17 protein-coding genes and 1 tRNA gene are annotated in these 19,060 nt (G+C 57.8%); 12 read left to right on the top strand and 6 right to left on the bottom strand.

The features are described from left to right. Positions 1-36: 36 nt before the first annotated feature. The 7 genes from MHN28_RS02685 (at position 37) to MHN28_RS02655 (ending at position 8,058) form a co-directional block, all read left to right on the top strand. Positions 37-1,461 carry a deoxyribodipyrimidine photo-lyase gene (locus MHN28_RS02685; protein WP_239335701.1) on the top strand — a complete coding sequence of 475 codons (1,425 nt, stop codon included), beginning with the start codon at positions 37-39 and terminating at the stop codon, positions 1,459-1,461. A gap of 69 nt (positions 1,462-1,530) precedes the next feature. Beyond that, positions 1,531-2,739, top strand: coding sequence for a cyclopropane-fatty-acyl-phospholipid synthase family protein (locus tag MHN28_RS02680; RefSeq protein WP_239335642.1), 1,209 nt, complete (start codon positions 1,531-1,533; stop codon positions 2,737-2,739). A 16-nt stretch (positions 2,740-2,755) separates the two neighbouring features. Continuing rightward, entirely contained in the window at positions 2,756-3,196 is a 441-nt protein-coding gene (locus MHN28_RS02675) for a TrgA family protein (RefSeq protein WP_239335640.1), read from the top strand. 33 nt (positions 3,197-3,229) lie between these two features. Next, positions 3,230-4,345, top strand: a complete 1,116-nt coding sequence (locus MHN28_RS02670) for an NUDIX domain-containing protein (RefSeq protein WP_239335638.1) — start codon at positions 3,230-3,232, stop codon at positions 4,343-4,345. A 69-nt stretch (positions 4,346-4,414) separates the two neighbouring features. Then, positions 4,415-5,449, top strand: coding sequence for a cysteine synthase A (locus tag MHN28_RS02665; protein ID WP_239335636.1), 1,035 nt, complete (start codon positions 4,415-4,417; stop codon positions 5,447-5,449). Then, positions 5,449-7,878 (top strand): DUF3772 domain-containing protein, encoded by a 2,430-nt coding sequence (locus MHN28_RS02660; RefSeq protein WP_239335634.1) that lies wholly within the window; start codon positions 5,449-5,451, stop codon positions 7,876-7,878. Before MHN28_RS02665 ends, MHN28_RS02660 begins: the two co-directional genes overlap by 1 nt. Positions 7,879-7,968: 90 nt before the next feature. Then, positions 7,969-8,058, top strand: a tRNA-Ser gene (locus MHN28_RS02655). An 80-nt stretch (positions 8,059-8,138) separates the two neighbouring features. On the opposite strand, the gene MHN28_RS02650 is transcribed toward MHN28_RS02655, so the two are convergent. After that, the gene (locus tag MHN28_RS02650; protein WP_239335632.1) at positions 8,139-9,146 is read right to left on the bottom strand and encodes an AbrB family transcriptional regulator; all 1,008 of its coding nucleotides are present in this window, start codon (positions 9,144-9,146) and stop codon (positions 8,139-8,141) included. Between the two features lie 134 nt (positions 9,147-9,280). Here MHN28_RS02650 and MHN28_RS02645 point away from each other — a divergent pair, with 134 nt between their 5' ends. Further along, complete coding sequence (locus MHN28_RS02645) at positions 9,281-9,958, top strand: GntR family transcriptional regulator (protein ID WP_239335630.1); 678 nt, start codon at positions 9,281-9,283, stop codon at positions 9,956-9,958. A 243-nt stretch (positions 9,959-10,201) separates the two neighbouring features. Next, on the top strand, positions 10,202-10,822 hold the full coding sequence (locus MHN28_RS02640; protein ID WP_239335628.1) for a YrbL family protein: 621 nt from the start codon (positions 10,202-10,204) through the stop codon (positions 10,820-10,822). Positions 10,823-10,841: 19 nt separating this feature from the next. On the opposite strand, the gene MHN28_RS02635 is transcribed toward MHN28_RS02640, so the two are convergent. Continuing rightward, complete coding sequence (locus MHN28_RS02635) at positions 10,842-11,711, bottom strand: LysR family transcriptional regulator (protein WP_239335626.1); 870 nt, start codon at positions 11,709-11,711, stop codon at positions 10,842-10,844. A gap of 106 nt (positions 11,712-11,817) precedes the next feature. Between MHN28_RS02635 and MHN28_RS02630 the strand changes: the two genes are divergently transcribed. From MHN28_RS02630 to MHN28_RS02620, 3 genes are read left to right on the top strand one after another with little or no spacing between them, the layout of a single operon-like run. Further along, the gene (locus MHN28_RS02630; protein WP_239335624.1) at positions 11,818-12,672 is read left to right on the top strand and encodes an alpha/beta fold hydrolase; all 855 of its coding nucleotides are present in this window, start codon (positions 11,818-11,820) and stop codon (positions 12,670-12,672) included. Then, a complete protein-coding gene (locus tag MHN28_RS02625; protein WP_239335622.1) occupies positions 12,669-12,923 on the top strand; it encodes a hypothetical protein in 255 nt (84 codons plus the stop codon). Before MHN28_RS02630 ends, MHN28_RS02625 begins: the two co-directional genes overlap by 4 nt. A 43-nt stretch (positions 12,924-12,966) precedes the next feature. Then, the gene (locus tag MHN28_RS02620) at positions 12,967-13,971 is read left to right on the top strand and encodes a GlxA family transcriptional regulator (protein WP_239335620.1); all 1,005 of its coding nucleotides are present in this window, start codon (positions 12,967-12,969) and stop codon (positions 13,969-13,971) included. Positions 13,972-13,979: 8 nt separating this feature from the next. On the opposite strand, the gene MHN28_RS02615 is transcribed toward MHN28_RS02620, so the two are convergent. The 4 genes from MHN28_RS02615 to MHN28_RS02600 are packed head-to-tail and all read right to left on the bottom strand — an operon-like array spanning position 13,980 to position 19,026. Further along, complete coding sequence (locus tag MHN28_RS02615) at positions 13,980-14,540, bottom strand: sarcosine oxidase subunit gamma (protein WP_239335618.1); 561 nt, start codon at positions 14,538-14,540, stop codon at positions 13,980-13,982. Then, the gene (locus MHN28_RS02610) at positions 14,533-17,478 is read right to left on the bottom strand and encodes a sarcosine oxidase subunit alpha family protein (RefSeq protein ID WP_239335616.1); all 2,946 of its coding nucleotides are present in this window, start codon (positions 17,476-17,478) and stop codon (positions 14,533-14,535) included. The genes MHN28_RS02615 and MHN28_RS02610 overlap by 8 nt, the downstream gene beginning before the upstream one ends. Then, positions 17,475-17,762: a sarcosine oxidase subunit delta gene (locus tag MHN28_RS02605; protein WP_239335614.1), complete on the bottom strand. Its 288-nt coding sequence runs from the start codon at positions 17,760-17,762 to the stop codon at positions 17,475-17,477. The genes MHN28_RS02610 and MHN28_RS02605 overlap by 4 nt, the downstream gene beginning before the upstream one ends. Before the next feature lie 13 nt (positions 17,763-17,775). Continuing rightward, on the bottom strand, positions 17,776-19,026 hold the full coding sequence (locus MHN28_RS02600; RefSeq protein WP_239335612.1) for a sarcosine oxidase subunit beta family protein: 1,251 nt from the start codon (positions 19,024-19,026) through the stop codon (positions 17,776-17,778). Positions 19,027-19,060 lie beyond the last annotated feature (34 nt).

The following is a 19,060-nucleotide window of genomic DNA, read 5'->3' as shown; positions in this document are numbered from 1 at the left end:
CTCTCCTTCGTAACCGAAGAAAACACCAGGGCGGACATGGAAAACGAGCGGTCACCGATCATTATGTGGTTCCGACGGGATTTGCGCCTGTCGGACCACCCGGCGCTATCTGCAGCTATTGAGACAGGTCGACCTGTCATTCCAGTATTTTTTCTGGATGAAACGGTAGAGGCGCTTGGGGCAGCTCCGAAATGGCGGCTGGGACTGGGCCTTGAAACCTTCGCCTGTTCGCTTGAGAAGGTTGGCAGCCGCCTGATCCTAAGGCGCGGGGATGCGCTGGCTGTTCTGCAAGAGCTGATTATCCAATCCGGGGCAAAACACGTTTTCTGGTCGCGCGCCTATGACCCTGACGCGATTGTGCGGGATACTAAGATTAAAACAGCACTGACCGAGCAAGGCGTTTCGGCCAAGTCTTTTGCTGGACACCTTTTGTTCGAACCTTGGTCTGTGGCGACAAAGTCGGCCCAACCTTTCCGCGTTTTCACACCGATGTGGAGGGCTGTGCAAAACCGGGACGTTCCCGCACCAACAATCGCACCAACCCATGTGCAACCGCCCGCACAATGGCCTGCGTCAGACGACCTGGTAGACTGGCATTTGGGCACGCAGATGAAACGTGGCGCATTGGTCGTCGCGCGTTATGTTCGCCCCGGTGAGCCGGCTGCGTTTGAGGCCCTGCACCAGTTCTTGGATCGCATCACCCCATATGCGGACAACCGGGATCGTCTGGATTTGGACGGAACTTCTAACCTGTCAGAATATCTGTCTCTGGGTGAAATCGGACCGCGCAGCGTTTGGCATGCGGTTCAGCGGGCGGGGATGACCGGCGTTCGCGGAGTTGAACCCTATTTGCGCCAACTGGTCTGGCGTGAGTTCGCCTATCACCTTTTGTTTCACAATCCTCGTCTGTTAAGCAGAAACTGGAAGCCGGAATGGGACACGTTTCCGTGGAATACGGATGCCAATCTTCCCGAGGTGACGGCATGGCGGCAGGCCAGAACCGGTGTGCTTGCGGTCGATGCCGGATTGCGCCAGATGTATGTGACCGGACGGATGCACAACAGGGCGCGGATGGTCGTGGCGAGTTACCTGACCAAGCATCTGATGACCCACTGGAAAATCGGGATGGATTGGTTCGCGGATTGTCTGACGGACTGGGACCCGGCGGCAAATGCTATGGGATGGCAATGGGTTGCAGGGTCCGGACCTGACGCATCGCCATTCTTTCGCATCTTCAATCCACAGACACAGCGAAAAAAGTTTGACCCGCAATCGGACTATGTCAGGCAGTGGATTGCCGAAGGTCAGCCCGATCCTCCGGCGACGGCACTGGCCTATTTCGATGCGGTTCCGAGATCATGGAACCTTAGCCCAACCGATCCGTACCCGCAGCCGGTCGTCGAAATGGCCACCGGTCGGCAGCGCGCTTTGGCGGCCTATGAAGGCCGAAAACCCCGGTAACGAATTGAAAACTTGCCAGAAACACAAACTCGGCCTAGCTTTATTGCGAGGCCGCACAGGGGAGAGCGGATGATTTTAACGACGACGGACGGGCAGACCGAGCTGCCCAGATACTTTGCACAAGTCTTCAAGATGCTGAACCGGATGGAGACCGGGCGGCTGGATATTGCGTTACCGGACGGTCGGGTGTTTCGATCAGAGGGCGCGAAACCGGGACCTGTTGCTCGCGTTGAAATTCATAACCCGGATGTCTTCTCGCGACTGATCCGGGAGGGCGAGCTGGGCTTTTCGGATGCTTATTTGGAAGGCGACTGGAGCACACCCGACCTGCGATCCTTCATGGATCTTGTGCACTTGGGCAGTGAAACCGTTTATGACGACTTTACCGGCAAGGTTCTGGTCCAGATGTATGAAAGGCTGCGGTTCTGGCTACACAACAACAACCGGACCCAAGCCAGAAAGAACATCTCGTACCACTATGATCTGGGGAATGAATTCTATGGATTGTGGCTGGACGACACGATGACCTACTCCAGCGCTCTGTTTGAGACGGGGCAGGAAAGTCTGGAAAAGGCGCAGACTGCAAAATACGCAAGTCTTGTTGACGAAATGGGTGCAAAACCAGGCGATCACATCCTGGAAATCGGCTGCGGTTGGGGTGGCTTTGCCGAATATGCTGCAAAAGAGCGTGGCCTTCGGGTCACAGGTTTGACGATCAGTCAGGAGCAGTTGAAGTTTGCCAGACAACGCATGGAAAAGGCTGGGCTTTCTGATATGGTTGAGCTCAAGTTGCAAGACTATCGGGATGAGCGCGGGTTATATGATGGTATTGCATCAATCGAGATGTTCGAAGCCGTTGGCCAGAAATATTGGCCAGTGTACTTCGAAACCGTACGCGAACGCCTAAAGCCCGGCGCAAAAGCGACTCTGCAGATCATCACTGTCGCGGATCACAGATGGGATGTGTACCGTAATGGTATTGATTTCATTCAGAAATATATCTTTCCGGGCGGGATGCTTCCGGCCCCGTCTATTCTAAAAGAACAGGTGGCAAGTGCCGGCCTGAAAGTCGTGAAATCCAAGGAATTCGGCAAAAGCTATGATCTGACACTGCGTCGCTGGTATGAAACCTTCAACGACAAGTGGGACGAAATTTCGGAAATGGGCTTTGATGAGCGTTTCCGCCGCATGTGGAATTATTATTTGACCGCCTGCGGCGCAGCCTTTGACACCGGTAATTGCGATGTGACACAGATCACTATAGCGAAACCGAGTTAAGGAACGGACCCACCTAATGCCCAGTGCCGCACGTTTAATTGCTGCTGTATGTCTTTTGATCGTGGCATTTCTGGTTTCGGGCATGGTCATCGAGAACGGAGAAGAGGGTAAGGCCTACGGGTCATTCACCTATGTCAACATGATCCTTGGCCTGGTCTGCGGGTGGTGGATCATGGGTAAGCGTGCCGGGCGGGGCTGGACCGCCGCAGTCAACAACGGGCTTACAGGCATCGCGGCGCTGGTGTTCTGGGGCCTGTTTGTTCAGGGCGTCTATGAGATGTTCCGACTGGCCATGCGGCATCGGTTTGACGGCCCGTTCGAGGCGCTTATCGCCATTTTTCAGATCGGGATCGAATACGGACAACAATTGCTGGCGCCCGAGATTCTGTGGACGTTGGCAATCGGTGCTCTGATTGCGGGCCTTGCCACCGAGGAAGCCAGCCGCCGCTGGCGTTGATTCAGTAAATCAAGAAAACGAAAGTCTCCAACTGTGTCCGATCTGTTTTTCTACGGCACGCTCCGGCATATGCCATTGCTCAAGCTTGTTCTGGGGCGCGCCTCGTCCCAGCTTGACATATCCCAGGCATCTTTGAGCGACCACGCGGTCTATGGCGTGCAGGACCAGGTGTTTCCGATGATCTTGCGAGAAGATGGCGGAGTCGCACGGGGGCTTTTGGTCAAGGGGTTAAGCGACGAAGACCGTAAGCGGTTGATTTATTACGAAGGCGGCTTTGATTACGACCTCAGCCCCCAGAGCGTGGATTTGCCCGATGGATCAAAGGCCCAAGCCAGCGTGTTTTACCCAGAACCGGGTCTTTGGACCCCGGATCAGCCGTGGTCTTTGCAGGAATGGGCGGACGAGTGGGGAGAGCTGACCGTTCTCGCTGCGCAAGAGGTCATGGCGTATTACGGCAGGGTCGATGCCGATAGGATTGAGCGCAGCTTTCCGTCGATCCGAACGCGCGCTTGGGCCAAGTTGGATGCGCGCAAGCGATCTACTGGTGATCCAAGGGATATAGCCAAAGATGTCATCGTCCACAGCCATACGCACGCCTATATTGACTACTTTGGAATGGAAGAGATCGCACTGCAGCATCGTCAGCACGATGGGTCGATGGGGAAAACCCTGAACCGAAGCGGCTTGATGCAAGGCAGCGCCGTGATTGTTCTGCCATACGACCCGCTGCGGGACACTGTGCTTTTGGTCGAGCAGTTCAGAGCGCCGATCTTTCTGGCCGACGATCCCGAACCCTGGATGTGGGAACCGGTCGCCGGAATGATCGACCCCGGAGAAACGCCGGAACAGGCTGCGCTGAGAGAGGCTGAGGAAGAAGCCCAGATCACATTGGATCGGCTGGAGAATGCCGGTGGAGCCTACTCCTCCAGCGGGTCGTCGACCGAGTATGTGTATCTCTTTGTCGGTTTGGCCGATCTGACCAAAACCATCGAAGATGGCGGGCTAGCGACCGAGGGTGAGGATATTCGAACGCAAATTCTGCCCTACCAGGACTTCATGGACCGGGTGGACAGTCACGGCTTCAAGGATTTGCCGCTTTTGGCGCTGGCCCATTGGCTTGCGCGCCATCGCGACCGTCTGCGTGGATGACTTTCGCCGCTTGTGGTTGCCGCACGGCAAAGGTAAATCTGCGTTGATCCGTAATGAAATGAGGGCGCCATGCGCATAGCACGAGACCTTGCCGACGCAGTCGGAAAAACCCCGCTGATCCGTCTGCGTCGCATCAGCGAAGAGACCGGGTGCGAGATTCTCGGCAAGGCCGAATTCATGAACCCCGGCCAATCGGTCAAGGATCGTGCAGCATTGTACATCATTCGCGATGCGATTGCGCGCGGCGACCTGAAGCCGGGCGGCACCATTGTCGAAGGTACAGCAGGAAACACGGGCATCGGTCTGGCGCTTGTCGGCGCGTCGATGGGGTTCAAGACTGTCATCGTCATTCCGGAAACGCAGTCTGAAGAGAAAAAGGACATGCTGCGGCTGGCTGGCGCTCAACTGGTTCAGGTTCCGGCCGCGCCTTATCGCAACCCCAACAACTTTGTGCATTATTCGCGCCGTCTGGCCGAGGAGCTTGCACAGACCGAGCCCAATGGCGCGATCTGGGCGAACCAGTTCGACAACGTTGCCAACCGCCAGGCGCATGTTGAAACGACCGGCCCCGAAATCTGGGAGCAGACCAATGGGAAGGTCGACGGCTTTGTCTGTGCCGTAGGTTCGGGTGGAACGCTGGCCGGTGTGGCCGATGCGTTGCAGCCCAAAGGCGTCAAGATTGGATTGGTCGATCCGATGGGGGCGGGGCTGTACTCGTACTACACCACCGGCGAGATCGCGATGGAGGGTGGCTCGATCGCGGAAGGTATTGGTCAGGTTCGCATCACCAAAAATCTGGAAGGCTTCAAACCGGATTTCGCCTACCAGATGACTGACAACGAGGCGCTTCCTTACATCTTCGACCTGCTGCGCGAAGAAGGTCTGGTCATGGGCGGTTCGACCGCAATCAACATGGCGGGCGCGGTGCGTCTGGCCAAGGATCTGGGGCCGGGCCACACCATTGTGACCATCCTGTGCGACTACGGCACCCGCTATCAGTCCAAGTTGTTCAACCCCGATTTCCTGCGCGAAAAAGAGCTGCCGGTTCCCGATTGGATGACCGAGTCCCCGCGTAGCATTCCCGGCGTGTTCGAGGACGTATGATGCTGCGGCAGGTTCGCCTGTTCGTAACTCTGATCGCAGTATGTTTCGCCATACTGGGCGGCCCCGTGGCCGCTCAGCTTACCGATCGACAAAGCGAATATTATCAGGGATGGGTCAAAACGGCGGACCGGGCCGAGATGGTTATCGAGGCCAATCGGGCCTCGAACGCGTCGCTGGAGAACTTACGGTCTGAAATCAACGATTACAGGGATGACTTCAATAAAGCGCGCGGCCTGAACACCGAGCGTATCCAGACGCTGGAAAACCAGCTCAAGGCGCTTGGACCCGAACCGGAAGGCGACGCGACCGAGCCCGAGGATATTGCGACTCTTCGCGAACACCTGGATGAGCAGCTCAACAGTCTGCGCGTGCCGAGAATCATATCGGAAGAAGCATTCAGCCGCGCCAATGGTCTGATCTTCGAAATCGACCAATTGCTCCGGGATCGCCAGACAAAAGAGCTGTTAGAGCGTGGGCCATCCCCATTGAACCCGATCCATTGGGCCCCGGCCTGGGTGGATGTGAACGACGCAGCGCGAGCTCTGTTCAACGAGGCGCGGCGAAATCTGAAAACCGACGTGGTGCACGAGCGGTTGCGCGACCGTGGTTTGGGCATTTTGTTCCTGGTCGTCGTCGCCGGCATTTTGCTGTTTTACGGTAAGCGTTGGTCGGAAGCCGCCGGAGAATACTTGCGCCGTTTGGGCGGGCAGGGAAGCGGTGTCTGGGCGTTCCTGACCTCGCTGCTTCGTATTCTGCTGCCATGGCTTGGCGTATGGCTGATTGTCGAGGCCATTGTTCTGACAGGTGTTCTGGGGCTGCGTGGTACGCTGCTCATGGAAAACGTTCCGTACTGGGCTGCGATTGCCCTCTATTACGACTGGATTGGTCGGCAGGTTTATGTGCTGCAAGAGGCGCAGGGATTCCAAAAGCTGTCCCGGCAAAAAGTCACGGAACTGCGTGTCTATCTCGACATGCTGGCGGCTTTCCTGATCCTGCACGAACTGGTGAACCTGTTCGAGCAGATCGAGAATATCTCGGATGCAACGCGGGCCGTCGTCGCCTTTCCGGTCATTATCGCCACCGCGTTGCTTTTGCTGCGTGTTCGCCGGGTCAGAAGTGTGGACATCCCGGTTGACACGGATGAACCATCCGCACCGGCGCGCGCCGCCGGGTTCAGTCAACTGGTCGAGTTCATTCGCCGGGCGCTATTCTTCCTTGGTATCGCCAGCCCGATTCTGGCGGTTCTTGGCTATACGAACGCAGCCGAAGCCATCGTTTTCCCGGCCGTAAGGTCGCTGGTCCTGATAGCAGCGCTGGTGATTGTCCAACGCTTCCTGACATCCGTTTACGGATGGCTGAGCGGGCAGGGCGACAAGGCAAAAGACTCGCTGTTTTCGGTGCTCATCGGTTTTGCCATGGCCATTCTGGCCATGCCGATCCTCGCCCTGTACTGGGGGGCGAGGGAAACCGATCTGCAAGAGGTCTGGTCGCGCCTGCTACAGGGCTTTGACATCGGCGGCGTGACCATTTCGCCTAGCAATTTCTTCACTTTCCTTGCCATTTTCGCTGTCGGTTACGGCCTGACGCGGATGTTGCAAAGCGGATTGCGAAACTCGCTGCTGCCGAAGACCAGTATCGATCCGGGCGGGCAGAACGCGATTGTGGCAGGCACCGGGTATGTCGGTGTTTTCATCGCTGCTTTGGTGGCAATCACGATTGCCGGTTTCAACTTGTCCTCTCTGGCGATCGTCGCCGGTGCCTTGTCGGTTGGTATCGGCTTTGGTCTGCAGACTATCGTGTCGAATTTCGTGTCCGGTATTATCCTCTTGGTCGAACGACCGATCTCGAAAGGCGACTGGATCGATGTCAACGGGATGATGGGCTACGTCCGTGATATCTCGGTCCGATCCACTCGGATCGAGACGTTTGATCGGACGGATGTGATCGTTCCCAATTCAGACCTGATCAGCGGTGTTGTCACCAACTACACGCGCGGCAATACGATTGGGCGTGTGATAGTCCCGGTGGGCGTCGCCTATGGCACCGACACCCGGCTGGTCGAAAAAATCCTAGGTGAAATAGCCAATGCACACCCGATGGTTTTGGCGAATCCGGCACCTAGTGTCGTGTTCCAAGGCTTTGGCGCAGATTCGCTGGACTTTGAAATCCGCGCCATCCTGCGTGACGTGAATTGGGTTCTGTCAGTGAAGTCCGACATGAACCACGAGATCAACCGCCGCTTTGTCGAAGAAGGGATCGAGATCCCGTTTGCGCAGCGCGATGTTTGGTTACGCAATCCCGAGACGTTGCAATCGAGCAAAACCCAACCCGACAAGGACATCAACAAAACGCCGTCTGCGAATCCATCATCAGAGCCGGTCGAGATGACTGAGGCTGATTTGGCTGATGGTGACGGAGACGAGGTTTGACCGCGTTTGCAAGGCTTTTGATTGCGGGTGAATTTTCACTCTAATCGGGCCTTGCAAATCCCTCGGCGATAGTCCAAATATCGCCGGCACGGAGAGGTGGCCGAGTGGTCGAAGGCGCACGCCTGGAAAGTGTGTAGGCGGGAAACCGTCTCCAGGGTTCGAATCCCTGTCTCTCCGCCACCCACACCAGATCTATCAAGATTTCTGCCTGCAGGTTTTGGCAGCAGGGCTGGTGCGCGAAGGGTCTTGAAGTGAACGGGCTACTCCCGCGACTTGGACCAGCGCAGAAGAATATTGGCCACGATCGGGGCGCCAATAATCACCAGTACGATCCGCGTCAGATGGTGGGTGATAACGAACCCCAGATCGGCACCTGACACGATGGCCAGCACCGTCATTTCAGCCTGACCGCCCGGTGCGAATGCCAGAAAAGCTTCGACCGGCCGCCCAAACCCAAGGGTGGTGACCACCGCTGTAAACCCAGCGGCCAGTACGGCCAAAACAACGACATAGGCTACGCCCGCCGCGACTACGCGCCTGAGTTCCGGCCACGTAACACCAACAAACTTGACGCCGATTTCGCATCCGATGAAGAACTGCGCCAACAGGATCGCTTCGCGCGGAGGGCGGGTATGAATAAAATCTCCGAGCGACAGCGCGGCCGTCAGGATCATCGGCCCGAGAATTGAGGCGCCAAAAAGCCCGATCTTTTCTCCGCCTTTCCACCCGACAATGGCAGCGACCACCATCAGCAGCAGCTCATGCGGGGGCAGGGCAGACGCAGGTTCGCCAACCGGGTTGGTCAATTCGGCGTCGTAGAACACCGTCAGGAACAGGGGTGCCAGAGTCACGATGATCAGAACACGCGTTCCATGGATCAGGGAAAGCGTTCGCGGATTGGCCCCGGCCTCGGTGCCAAAGATGATCATGTCCTGTAATCCGCCTGGCATGGCCGCATAAAAAGCCGTCTTGTCGTCAAACCCCCAGACTTTGCGAAAGAACGGCACGCCAACCAATGCAATCAGAATGATGAAGAAGGGGATCAGCATAATTGACGCCGCCATTTTGGGCAGCTCGGCAAAAAGACTTGGCGTGATCGAAGCGCCGACAGCGACCCCCAGAATGGTTCTGGCCGCGATTGAGATTTGTCCAAATCCCTGTAACGGCGCATGGGAAAGTGCCGCGATGAGACACGCAGACATCGGGCCGAACAGAAACGGCAGAGGCAGACTCAACGCCCAGAAAATGGCGGTTCCCAAAATGGCCATCGCGAATGTCAGCGACTTCCGCCTCAGGGCGGTTTGAATCGGGCTTTGGGATGACAAAGTCGGTTTCCATTTTCGTTGACTCGTTTGTGTATCCAAATGTATACAACGGGAAGAGATTTGCAATATAGAGAACGATGAAAACTCAGGATGAGACGACGCAGCCCGGTCCACAGGGTAATTCCGCCTACCACCGTTTGCTGGATGAGGTCCGCGAAGGCACTTTGATGCCGGGTGACAGGTTGCGGGAAATCGAACTTTCCGAACGGCTTGGCGTCAGCCGAACGCCAGTGCGCGAGGCGATCCGACAACTTGAGGCCGACGGGCTGGTCACCCATATTCCCAGGCTGGGCGCGACGGTGCGCAGCCTTGGCTATGCCGAAGTCATGGAGCTTTATGAGATGCGCGCAGTGCTTGAGGGCACTGCGGCAAGGCTGGCGGCGCGCGCGGCATCCGACGTCGAACTGGATGAGCTGAACGCGCTGAACGATCGTCTGGCCGAAGCGGGCACAGGCCCCGAGGCCGCGCGGATGAACCGGGTGTTTCACGCCACGCTGTTGGACGCGGCCAAGAACCGTTTTCTTTCCAAGTCCATACTGTCACTGCAAAAGGCGCTATTGATACTGGGGCCGTCTCAATTGTTGGACAACGACCGTGCTGAAGCAGCCGTGGGCGAACATCGCAACGTTATGGAAGCCCTGAAATCCCGGGACGGTGCTGCTGCAGAACTGGCTATGCGCGCCCATATTCACGCAGCCCAGCGTATGCGTATTCGCGCGTTGCAGGAACGTGACCGGGGTATTGACGAGACCTGATCAAAAGCACGGACTTTGCATTCCTATGTGGGTCCGCCAGCTTGAATTCGCTTACTCTGGCCATTCTGATAATTGGTTTGGCACTTCGGCCGTAAATTGCTGCAGACATAGGAGCACATGCGCCTATTGGATTGGTCCTGAGTTCATTTTTCGCCTCGGCAGGTTGTTTCCCGAACTGAAAAAAGTAAATAAGGTCTACCAATTTGAAGCACAACGCCGTTTCCGGGATAAGTGACTAACCACATGCAGCATATCGATATGATCGACCTCAGCGATTTCCAACCTTTGCGCGCAAGCCGCAACTACCGGATTTTCCAGCATCCGCTGATCGATTGTGCGTTGTTGAAAGTCAGGGTGGATGAGCCGGTCCGCCATCACGCCATTCCGCGCCTTGCAGAAAGGCGATACGGGAATTTACGCCAGTGGAACCGCGAGGCGAATGAGTATCTGGCCGCGCTGAGCCGCAACTGTCCCGAAATTGAGCGGCTGGCGCGTTTCATGGGGTTCTGCGCGACCTCGCTGGGTCCCGCCCTGGTCGTGGAAAAGCTGACCGGTCCGGATGGAGAATTGGCCCCGACCCTCGAATCCGAGCGGGCAGCGGCGCGCAACGATCCGGAAAAGAGCCGGCAGCTGCGCGATGAATTCCTGGAACTGATGGACGACCTTGAACGCGGGCGGATTATTGTCGGAGACCTGAGCTTTGAGAATATTGTCCGCGCGGAAGAGCGAAACGGCAAGCTTGTCGTCATAGACGGTGTTGGCGAAAGGGTTTTGATACCTCTAACCCTGATTTCCGATTGGGCTTTCCGTCAGTCGATCCAGCGCCGCCGGGCGCGAATGTCCGCTGGTTTCGCTTCGGGTTGAGGCGCACAACCCGCTAGGTTCAGCCGGTAGCCCTGAGGGGATTGGTGCTTTGGACTTCACGGCCAACTTCGCGGATCAACGCCATTGCGGCGGGGTTTCGGCGTTTGACATGCATGCGCGCGACATATGCGATGGTCGGAGGGTCGGGGAAGACTCCGTCGATCACCTCCATGTCCGGTGTGACGTGCAACCCGTTCAGCAATGCGACCCCCAAGCCGGACCGCACCGCGGATTGGATGCCAGCGGCGCTGGGGCATTCCAGAACGTTGTCGAACCTGTGCCCCTGTAAGCCAAAACCCCACATCCGATAGAAGCATTGGCTGTCGAAGGACAGGAATGGAACGGGCGCTGACAGATCCATCTGAAAATCCGGCGATTTGACCCAATGCAGCGTGTCCTCGAACAAGACCAGATCATCCGGCAGAACGTCGCGAAGAAAGATCTGCATCACAGCCACATCAAGTTCACCCGCCTTCAGCCACTCTTGCACATTCAGGCTTTGGCTGGTGCGCGTACGGACCTGAACGTCCGGATGCAACCGGGTGAAACGCCCCAAAATGCGAGCGATACCGCTTGTAGTGGTGTCCTCGGTCATACCCAAGCGTATGGCTCCGGCCAAGGGTTTTTTGCCGAGTCCGGAAAGCGCCTCATCGTGCAGTTCGCATATCCGGCGGGCGTAGTCGCACAGGCGCAGGCCCGCATCAGTAAACAACGGGGCGCCCGCTCGGCGTGCCAGCAGATCGCAGTCCAAAGCTTGTTCCAACCGCCTGATTTTGTGACTCACCGCCGATTGTGACAGCGCAAGATGTTCGGCAGCGCGGGTCACTCCGCCATGGGTTGCGATGGCCAAAAGGGCGCGCAACGCATCAATTTCCAATCGCTCGGCCATACATTCCTCCATGACAAAAATAGATCACAACATGTCAATCATTCATTTGTGTCACATCATAACGCCGGGCTACTGACTGGAAAAGACAAAACTGCGGAGCTTTGACATGGAACACCTCGTTAACGACCACGCCCTGATAAACGGCACGCGTATTGCCCATGGAACCCACGGTGACGGAGATCCCGTCGTTCTGATCCATGGTACGCCGTCGTCGTCCATCATCTGGCGTAACGTTGTGCCTGAACTGACGGCAGCGGGTTACAAGGTCCATGTTTTCGACTTGTTGGGCTACGGCCTATCCGAACGGCCCTGGGACCCGGAGGTCGATACGTCGGTGACGGGGCAGGTTCCGGTCCTTGAGGGGATGCTGGACCTGTGGGGGGTGGATGATCTGCACGTGATCGCTCATGACATCGGCGGTGGTGTGGCGCAGCGTTTCGCGCTTCAATCGCCGCAGCGTTTGCGGTCCCTGACCATGATCGATGTCGTCAGTTTTGACAGCTGGCCGTCCGAACGGACGCACCAGCAGATGCAGGCGGGACTTGAGTCGCTGATCAAAGCTCCGGACGCCGATCACCGAGCACATTTTCGGGACTGGCTGTATTCGACGGTTCAGAACAAGCAGCGGCTGGCGGATACGTCTTTAGAAACATACCTCGATTTCATCAGTGGCCCGATTGGGCAGGGCAGCCTGTTTCAGCATCAGGTTCGGCATTACGTCCCGGATCACACTAATGATGTTGCCCCGCGCTATGGCGAGCTTGGCGCGCTGCCGGTTCAAGTGATCTGGGGCGCTGACGATGCGTGGCAAGTGGTGGACTGGGCGCACAAGCTGCACGCGGCGATCCCCGGATCGGAACTGCACGTGCTGGAAGACTGCGGTCACTTCGCGATGGAGGACCAACCAGAGCTGATCTCAGCGTTGCTGGTCGATTTTCTAAAGCGAAAGGGCGAAGTATGACCTACCGGATTGAAACCCCGAACCGACGCGGCCTGACGACCGTGTTCGAGATTACCGGGTCGGTTTTAGCTATGGCCTATGCTTTGCTGATCGCCTCGAACATTGGGGCCGAGTTGTTGGGCTTTACCTTACTGCTGCTTTCCTCGGGGCTGTTCGCGGCTTGGGCGGTGATTGATCGCCGCTGGACGTTCCTCTTGCTGCAGGGGTTCTACGCGACCTCGGCGGTCATTGGGTTAGTCCGTTGGGCGTGAACTTCGCGTAGGGCTGGCGCGGAATTCCTGCTAGGACAGCCCTATGCGCAAGGAAAACAGAATCGAAATCGTCTTTTTGTTGTTTGACGGATTTCCCATGGCCTGCCTGACTTCGGTGATCGAACCCTTGCGGGCGGCCAATGAGATCGCGGGGCAGGAAGCCTTCTGCTGGTCATTGGTCTCCGAGCACGGGCAAAAGGTTCGATCCAGCGCCGGTGTCCGGTTCGAGGCCGAACGACCTCTTGCCGAATGCAGAAACGCGGACATTCTGTTCCTGCTCAGCAGCCCGACTTCGGGCTTCGATAAACCAAATGTCGGCAACGGTGCTTTGCGCAACCTGGGGCGGCACGGCACTGTATTGGGCGGGATCAGCGGCGGCGTATTTCCGTTGGTTCGCTCCGGGTTGATGAATGGCCACCCTGTTTCGGTGCATTGGTGTTACGAGGCTGCATTCCTTGCCGAATTCCCCGAGATCGATGCCCGCAGCGAGGTGATCGTCAAAGCGGCCACCCGATACACTGCGGCCGGCGCTGCCGCTGGCTTTGATCTGGCCCTGCATCTGATCGAAGAGCGTCTGGGCGGCGATATTGCCCACGAAGTCGCGTGCTGGTTCCAGCATCCGATGATGCGTGGGGCAGGGGTTCGTCAGCAAGTACCCGCCGCAACTATGCCTGACACAGGTGACAGCCTTCCACCGCTGGTCGCGCGTTGTGTCGAGCTGTTTGGCGGGCATATGAGCGAGCCGATCTCGATTGCGGATGTTGCGCTGCAGATCGGGGTGACGCCGCGACAGGTCGAGCGGGCGTTCAAACAGGCGACAGGTCAAAGCCCCAGCCACTACTACCGTGCCATGCGCATGAAGGCGGCGCGGCAGATGGTGGTTTATACCAAGGACCCGATCGCAGAGATTGCGGCTGCGATCGGTTATGGTTCCGTTGCACCTTTGGTGACGCATTACCGCTCGGCCTTTGGGTTGAGCCCCAGCGAAGATCGCCGTCGAATCAACCGTTTCCGGGTCGAAGATAATGCGCCGCTGCCGTCAGTCTGAGTGTTGACCTAAAGCGCCGACCGCATGGCCGTGATGATCGCATGATGCAGCGAACCGGCCGAGGATCGGGGGCCGTAGATGCTGAACAACTCAGGTGATCGGCAAAGAACAAAGCAGCCGATGTGGTGAATCGCACACCTTGATGCGCTGCCCGAGTCGATCTTGCGCAGATCAAGCATGCACATCAGTTCCAGCACGGCCGGAATGTGTTCACCCTTCAGATCAAACCGGGTCCACCCGTCCGTTTGCTCGGTCACGGATGCGGTGCCGCCCACAGCGGCCTTCACCTGATCCGCGATGTCTTCGTGCGTACCGAACGGTGCTTCGATCATCCATTGGTCTGGGCTTGCCCAAAAGGCTTTCACTGTTTCACCGGCAAGCTGACCAACATCCGGCGCAGGCGCTCCGATCAGATTGGACAAGGCCTTTCGGGCTGCGGCTTCCTGTCCCAGACGGGCCGCGACTGAGGCGATGGCGACGCCCGGATATTCCGTACAAGTGACACCGCCAACAGCGTCGACGCGTGGTTCAGCTCCGCTCAATGCGGTTATTGCAACTAGATCATGCACGCAGACGCTCTCCTTCAGGGTCAACGAAATGGGCCGATACGATTTCGACGTCGACAGTCAGATTGGTAAGGGGGGAGACAAGGCGCATCTTCTCGCCCATCCGGTCAGAGCCGTTCTTCAAAAGCCCCAGCCCGATATTGCTGTTCAGAATGGGCGAATAGACTGCCGAGGTGACATATCCCTGATCATGCGCGGCATCGACCGGTCCGTCGGTGTTCATCAGGTGGCCACCGGCAGTGATCTTCTCCTCCGGCGATACGGGTTTGATGCCGACCAGTTTCAGAACGTCCGGTTCGTTCAAAGCCTCCCGTTCGGACAGGGTCGAGCCGATGCTGTCTTTCTTTTTGGACACCATCTTACCCATGCCAAGGTTCAACGCCGTTGTGGTGCCATTCAGTTCACTGCCGGCCGCGTGCCCCTTTTCGATCCGCATGACGCCCAGCGCTTCGGTGCCATAGGGGGTAACGTCGAACTCTTCACCCTGGGCCATCAAATGCCGCATCATGGCGTCGCCATAGCGTGAGGGCACAGCGATTTCGAATGCCAGTTCGCCAGAGAACGAGATCCGGAACAACCGTGCGCGCAATCCACCGCAGACAGTGACGTTGCCGCAGGCCATGAACGGGAACGTCTCGTTCGAAATATCGAACTCTGGGTCCACGATCTTTTGCAGCAACTTGCGCGAGTTGGGACCCGCGACAGCGTATTGTGCCCAGGCCTCAGTGGTCGAAATCAGCTGAACGTCCATGTCCGGGAACAGACATTGGCGCACGAATTCCATGTGGCGATAGACACTTACGGCATTCGCCGTGGTAGTCGTGACGACAAAATGATCCTCTGCCAGACGCGCGGCGGTACCATCATCCATCACCATGCCGTCTTCACGCAGCATCAGCCCGTAGCGGGTTTTGCCCACGGCCAATTTTGCAAAACCGTTGGCATAGACCCGGTTCAGAAATGCTGCCGCATCCGTGCCCTGAACGTCGATTTTGCCCAGCGTCGTACAGTCGCAAACACCGACTGACGCTCGGGTCTGGCGTACCTCGCGATCAACGGACTCGCGCCAATGCGTTTCGCCGGGCAGGGGGAACCACTGCGCGCGCAACCAATTGCCGACCTCGACAAACACAGCTCCACGTTCCTTGGCCCAATAATGCGAAGGCGTCAAACGGGTCGGGTGGAACTCTTGTCCTTTCATTCGGCCAGCAAAGGTGGCGATCGGGACGGGCGTGTAGGGCGGGCGGAAAATGGTGGTCCCGGTTTCGGGGATCGACTTTCCGGCTACCTCGGCCATGATCGCCAGAGCTGAGATGTTCGAGGTTTTGCCCTGATCGGTCGCCATGCCCAACGTGGTATAGCGTTTCAAGTGTTCAACCGACCGGAACCCTTCCTGATAGCTGAGCTTGACGTCCTTGACAGTCACGTCGTTCTGCTGATCCAGCCACGCGCGCTTGCAGCCTTCGACATACCAGAATGGTTTTTGCGAGACAGGGGCGTCTTCGGCTGCGGGCAGTTCGGGCAGAGCGTTGGTCAGCTCCAGCGCTTCGGCAGCGCTGTTTGCACCGGACTGCAATGCACCATGGGTAGACATCACCCCATTTGCAGCACCCGCGACAGACAGACCCACCGGCAGATTTGAACCCGGCACAAATGCGTCCAGATCCTCATTCCAAACCGGTCGTCCACGTTGATGGCAGGTCAGGTGAACATTCGGGTTCCAGCCTCCCGAAACACCCAGTGCGCCGCAGTCCAGCGTTCGGGTCGAGCCGTCCGGCAGGGCGACTTCGACAAAGGTCAACCCAAGACGCCCCTTAGTATCAATGACTTGCGCTCCGCTCAGGACCTCGTAGTCATAGTTGGTCGGGGCATCCTCACGCACATCGATAACGGCGCTGATGTGAACACCCTTGGCATGCAGATCAGCGGCCGTGCGGTGACCGTCGTCGTTGTTGGTAAAGATCGCCACACGCTGAGAGGCCGTAACTGCAAACCGGTTTGCATAGGTCCGCAGCGCGCTAGCCATAATGATGCCTGGGCGGTCGTTGTTCTCGAACGCAATGGGCCGTTCGGTCGCGCCAGCGCAGAGCAACGCCTTCTTTGTATAAATGCGCCACAGGATCTGACGGGGTTTGCCAACGGGCAGGGTGGCCAGGTGGTCTCCGGTCCGTTCAACTGCGCCATAGATGCCGTGATCGAAGGCACCAATGACGGTCGTTCTGGTCATCAGACGAACGTTAGGCATGGCCGACAATTCTGCGACGGCCTGTGCGGCCCAGTCGCTGGCGTTTTGATCGCCTACCGAGAATGTCTCGCTGTTCAGGCGTCCACCGAGTTTGAAATCTTCGTCTGCCAGAATGACATCTGCACCAGCACGCCCGGCCGTTAGGGCTGCCATCAACCCCGATGGGCCGGCACCGATGATCAGCAGGTCGCAATGGCGGAACCCCTTGTCATACTCGTCGGGATCAGCCTCCATCGACAGAGAGCCGAGGCCCGCGGCGCGGCGGATGATCGGCTCGTAAACCTTTTCCCAAAAGGCAGCGGGCCACATGAAGGTCTTGTAGTAGAACCCGGCGGACAGGAAATTTGAGAACAGATCGTTCACGGCCAACGCATCGAATTTCAGGCTGGGCCAACGATTCTGCGAATTCGCTTCCAGCCCGTCGAACATCTCAATCGTCGTAGCGCGGGTGTTGGGCTCTTTACGGGCACCGGTGCGCAGTTCCACAATGCCATTGGGCTCTTCGGAGCCCGCAGTCAACAGCCCACGCGGGCGGTGGTATTTGAACGAGCGTCCGATCAGCCGCACGTCATTGGCCAGCAGGGCGGAAGCAAGTGTATCGCCGGGATGCGCGGTGTAGCTGCGGTTATCGAACCGGAAGTTCACAGTGGTATTGCGGTCGATCTGGCCGCCGCTCAGTCGGTTGTTTTGCGTCATTTGGATCGCCCCCGCGCGCGGGCCACATCGCGGGCCAGTTCTACCTTGAAAATCTCGTGTGTGGTGGTGTCACGGGTTACGACCAGCCAGGACCGGTCGCCCGCCTCGTGAAACCACAATTCCTGATGCTTGCCTGCGGGATTGTCGCGCAGATAGCCGTATTCATAGAACGCGTCAGCCGCGTTTTCGTCCTGCCAGTCCGGGCGGTCGATCAGCGACGCATCACCCAGATAGGTGAACTCCGAGGCGTCGCGCGGACCCAGAAGGGGATGGTTGATAATCATTCTCGTGCTCCCCTCAGTGCAAGTTGGGCTGATTGCCCACGCCTTTTTCGTCGATCATGCGGCCCGTGCGGAACCGGTCGAGACGGTAGGCGGTCGCGGTAGGATGCGGTTCATCTTTCGCCAGCAGGTGGGCGAAGCAATGGCCTGATGCCGGGGTCGCTTTGAACCCGCCATAGCACCAACCGCCGTTGAAATAGAGACCCTCGACCGAGGTGCGGTCGATGATGGGCGAGCCGTCCATCGACATGTCCATGACGCCGCCCCACATGCGCAACAGGCGTGCGCGGCCGATCATCGGCATCAGGGCAACGCCACCTTCGCAGACGTCTTCAACCACGGGCAGGTTGCCGCGTTGCGCGTAGGTGTTGTAGCCGTCGATATCGCCCCCAAAGACAAGACCGCCTTTGTCGGATTGGCTGACATAGAAATGGCCGGCGCCAAAGGTGATGACGCTGGGCAGGACGGGTTTCAAACCCTCGGATACAAACGCCTGCAGAACGTGGCTTTCAATGGGCAGGCGCATCCCCGCCATGCCCATCACCCGGCCAGAGTTGCCCGCAACTGCACAGCCTACTTTGTTCGCACCTATAAAGCCTTTCGACGTCTCAACGCCCAGACATTTGCCGTTTTCGATGCGCAGGCCAGTGACTTCGCAATTCTGGATGATGTCGACGCCGTGGCTGTCTGCCGAACGGGCGAACCCCCATGCGACAGCGTCATGGCGCGCAGTACCCGCGCGTCGCTGCACCAGCCCGCCTTTGATCGGGAAACGCGCGTCGTCAAAATTCAAATAGGGGTGTTCCTTACGAACCTGATCGGCATCCAGCAACTCGGCATCCGCCCCGTTCAGGATCATCGCGTTGCCGCGTCGGGTGTAGGCATCGCGCTGCCCGTCCGTGTGGAACAGATTGATGATCCCACGCTGACTCATCATGGCGTTGTAGTTCAGGTCTTGCTCCAACCCTTCCCACAGCTTCATTGAGAATTCGTAGAACGGCTCATTCCCGTCCAGCATGTAGTTCGAGCGAACGATCGTAGTGTTCCGCCCGACATTGCCTCCGCCGATCCAGCCTTTCTCGACAACAGCGACGTTGCGCTGGCCGTAGACCTTGGACAGGTAGTGGGCAGTCGCAAGCCCATGGCCACCGCCGCCAATGACGATGATGTCGTAATGGGCCTTGGGTTCAGGGTCGCGCCAGACCGGTTTCCACCCTTTGTGGCCGGTAAGCGCCTCTTTGATGACTCGAAAGCCGGAATATCGCATGAATCGGACCTTTTTCGCCAGAATTCACTATTTT

The organism is Ruegeria sp. Ofav3-42, assembly GCF_022347725.1.
In the GTDB taxonomy this organism is placed as follows: domain Bacteria; phylum Pseudomonadota; class Alphaproteobacteria; order Rhodobacterales; family Rhodobacteraceae; genus Ruegeria.
This window is presented reverse-complemented; position numbering and strand designations above follow the sequence as displayed.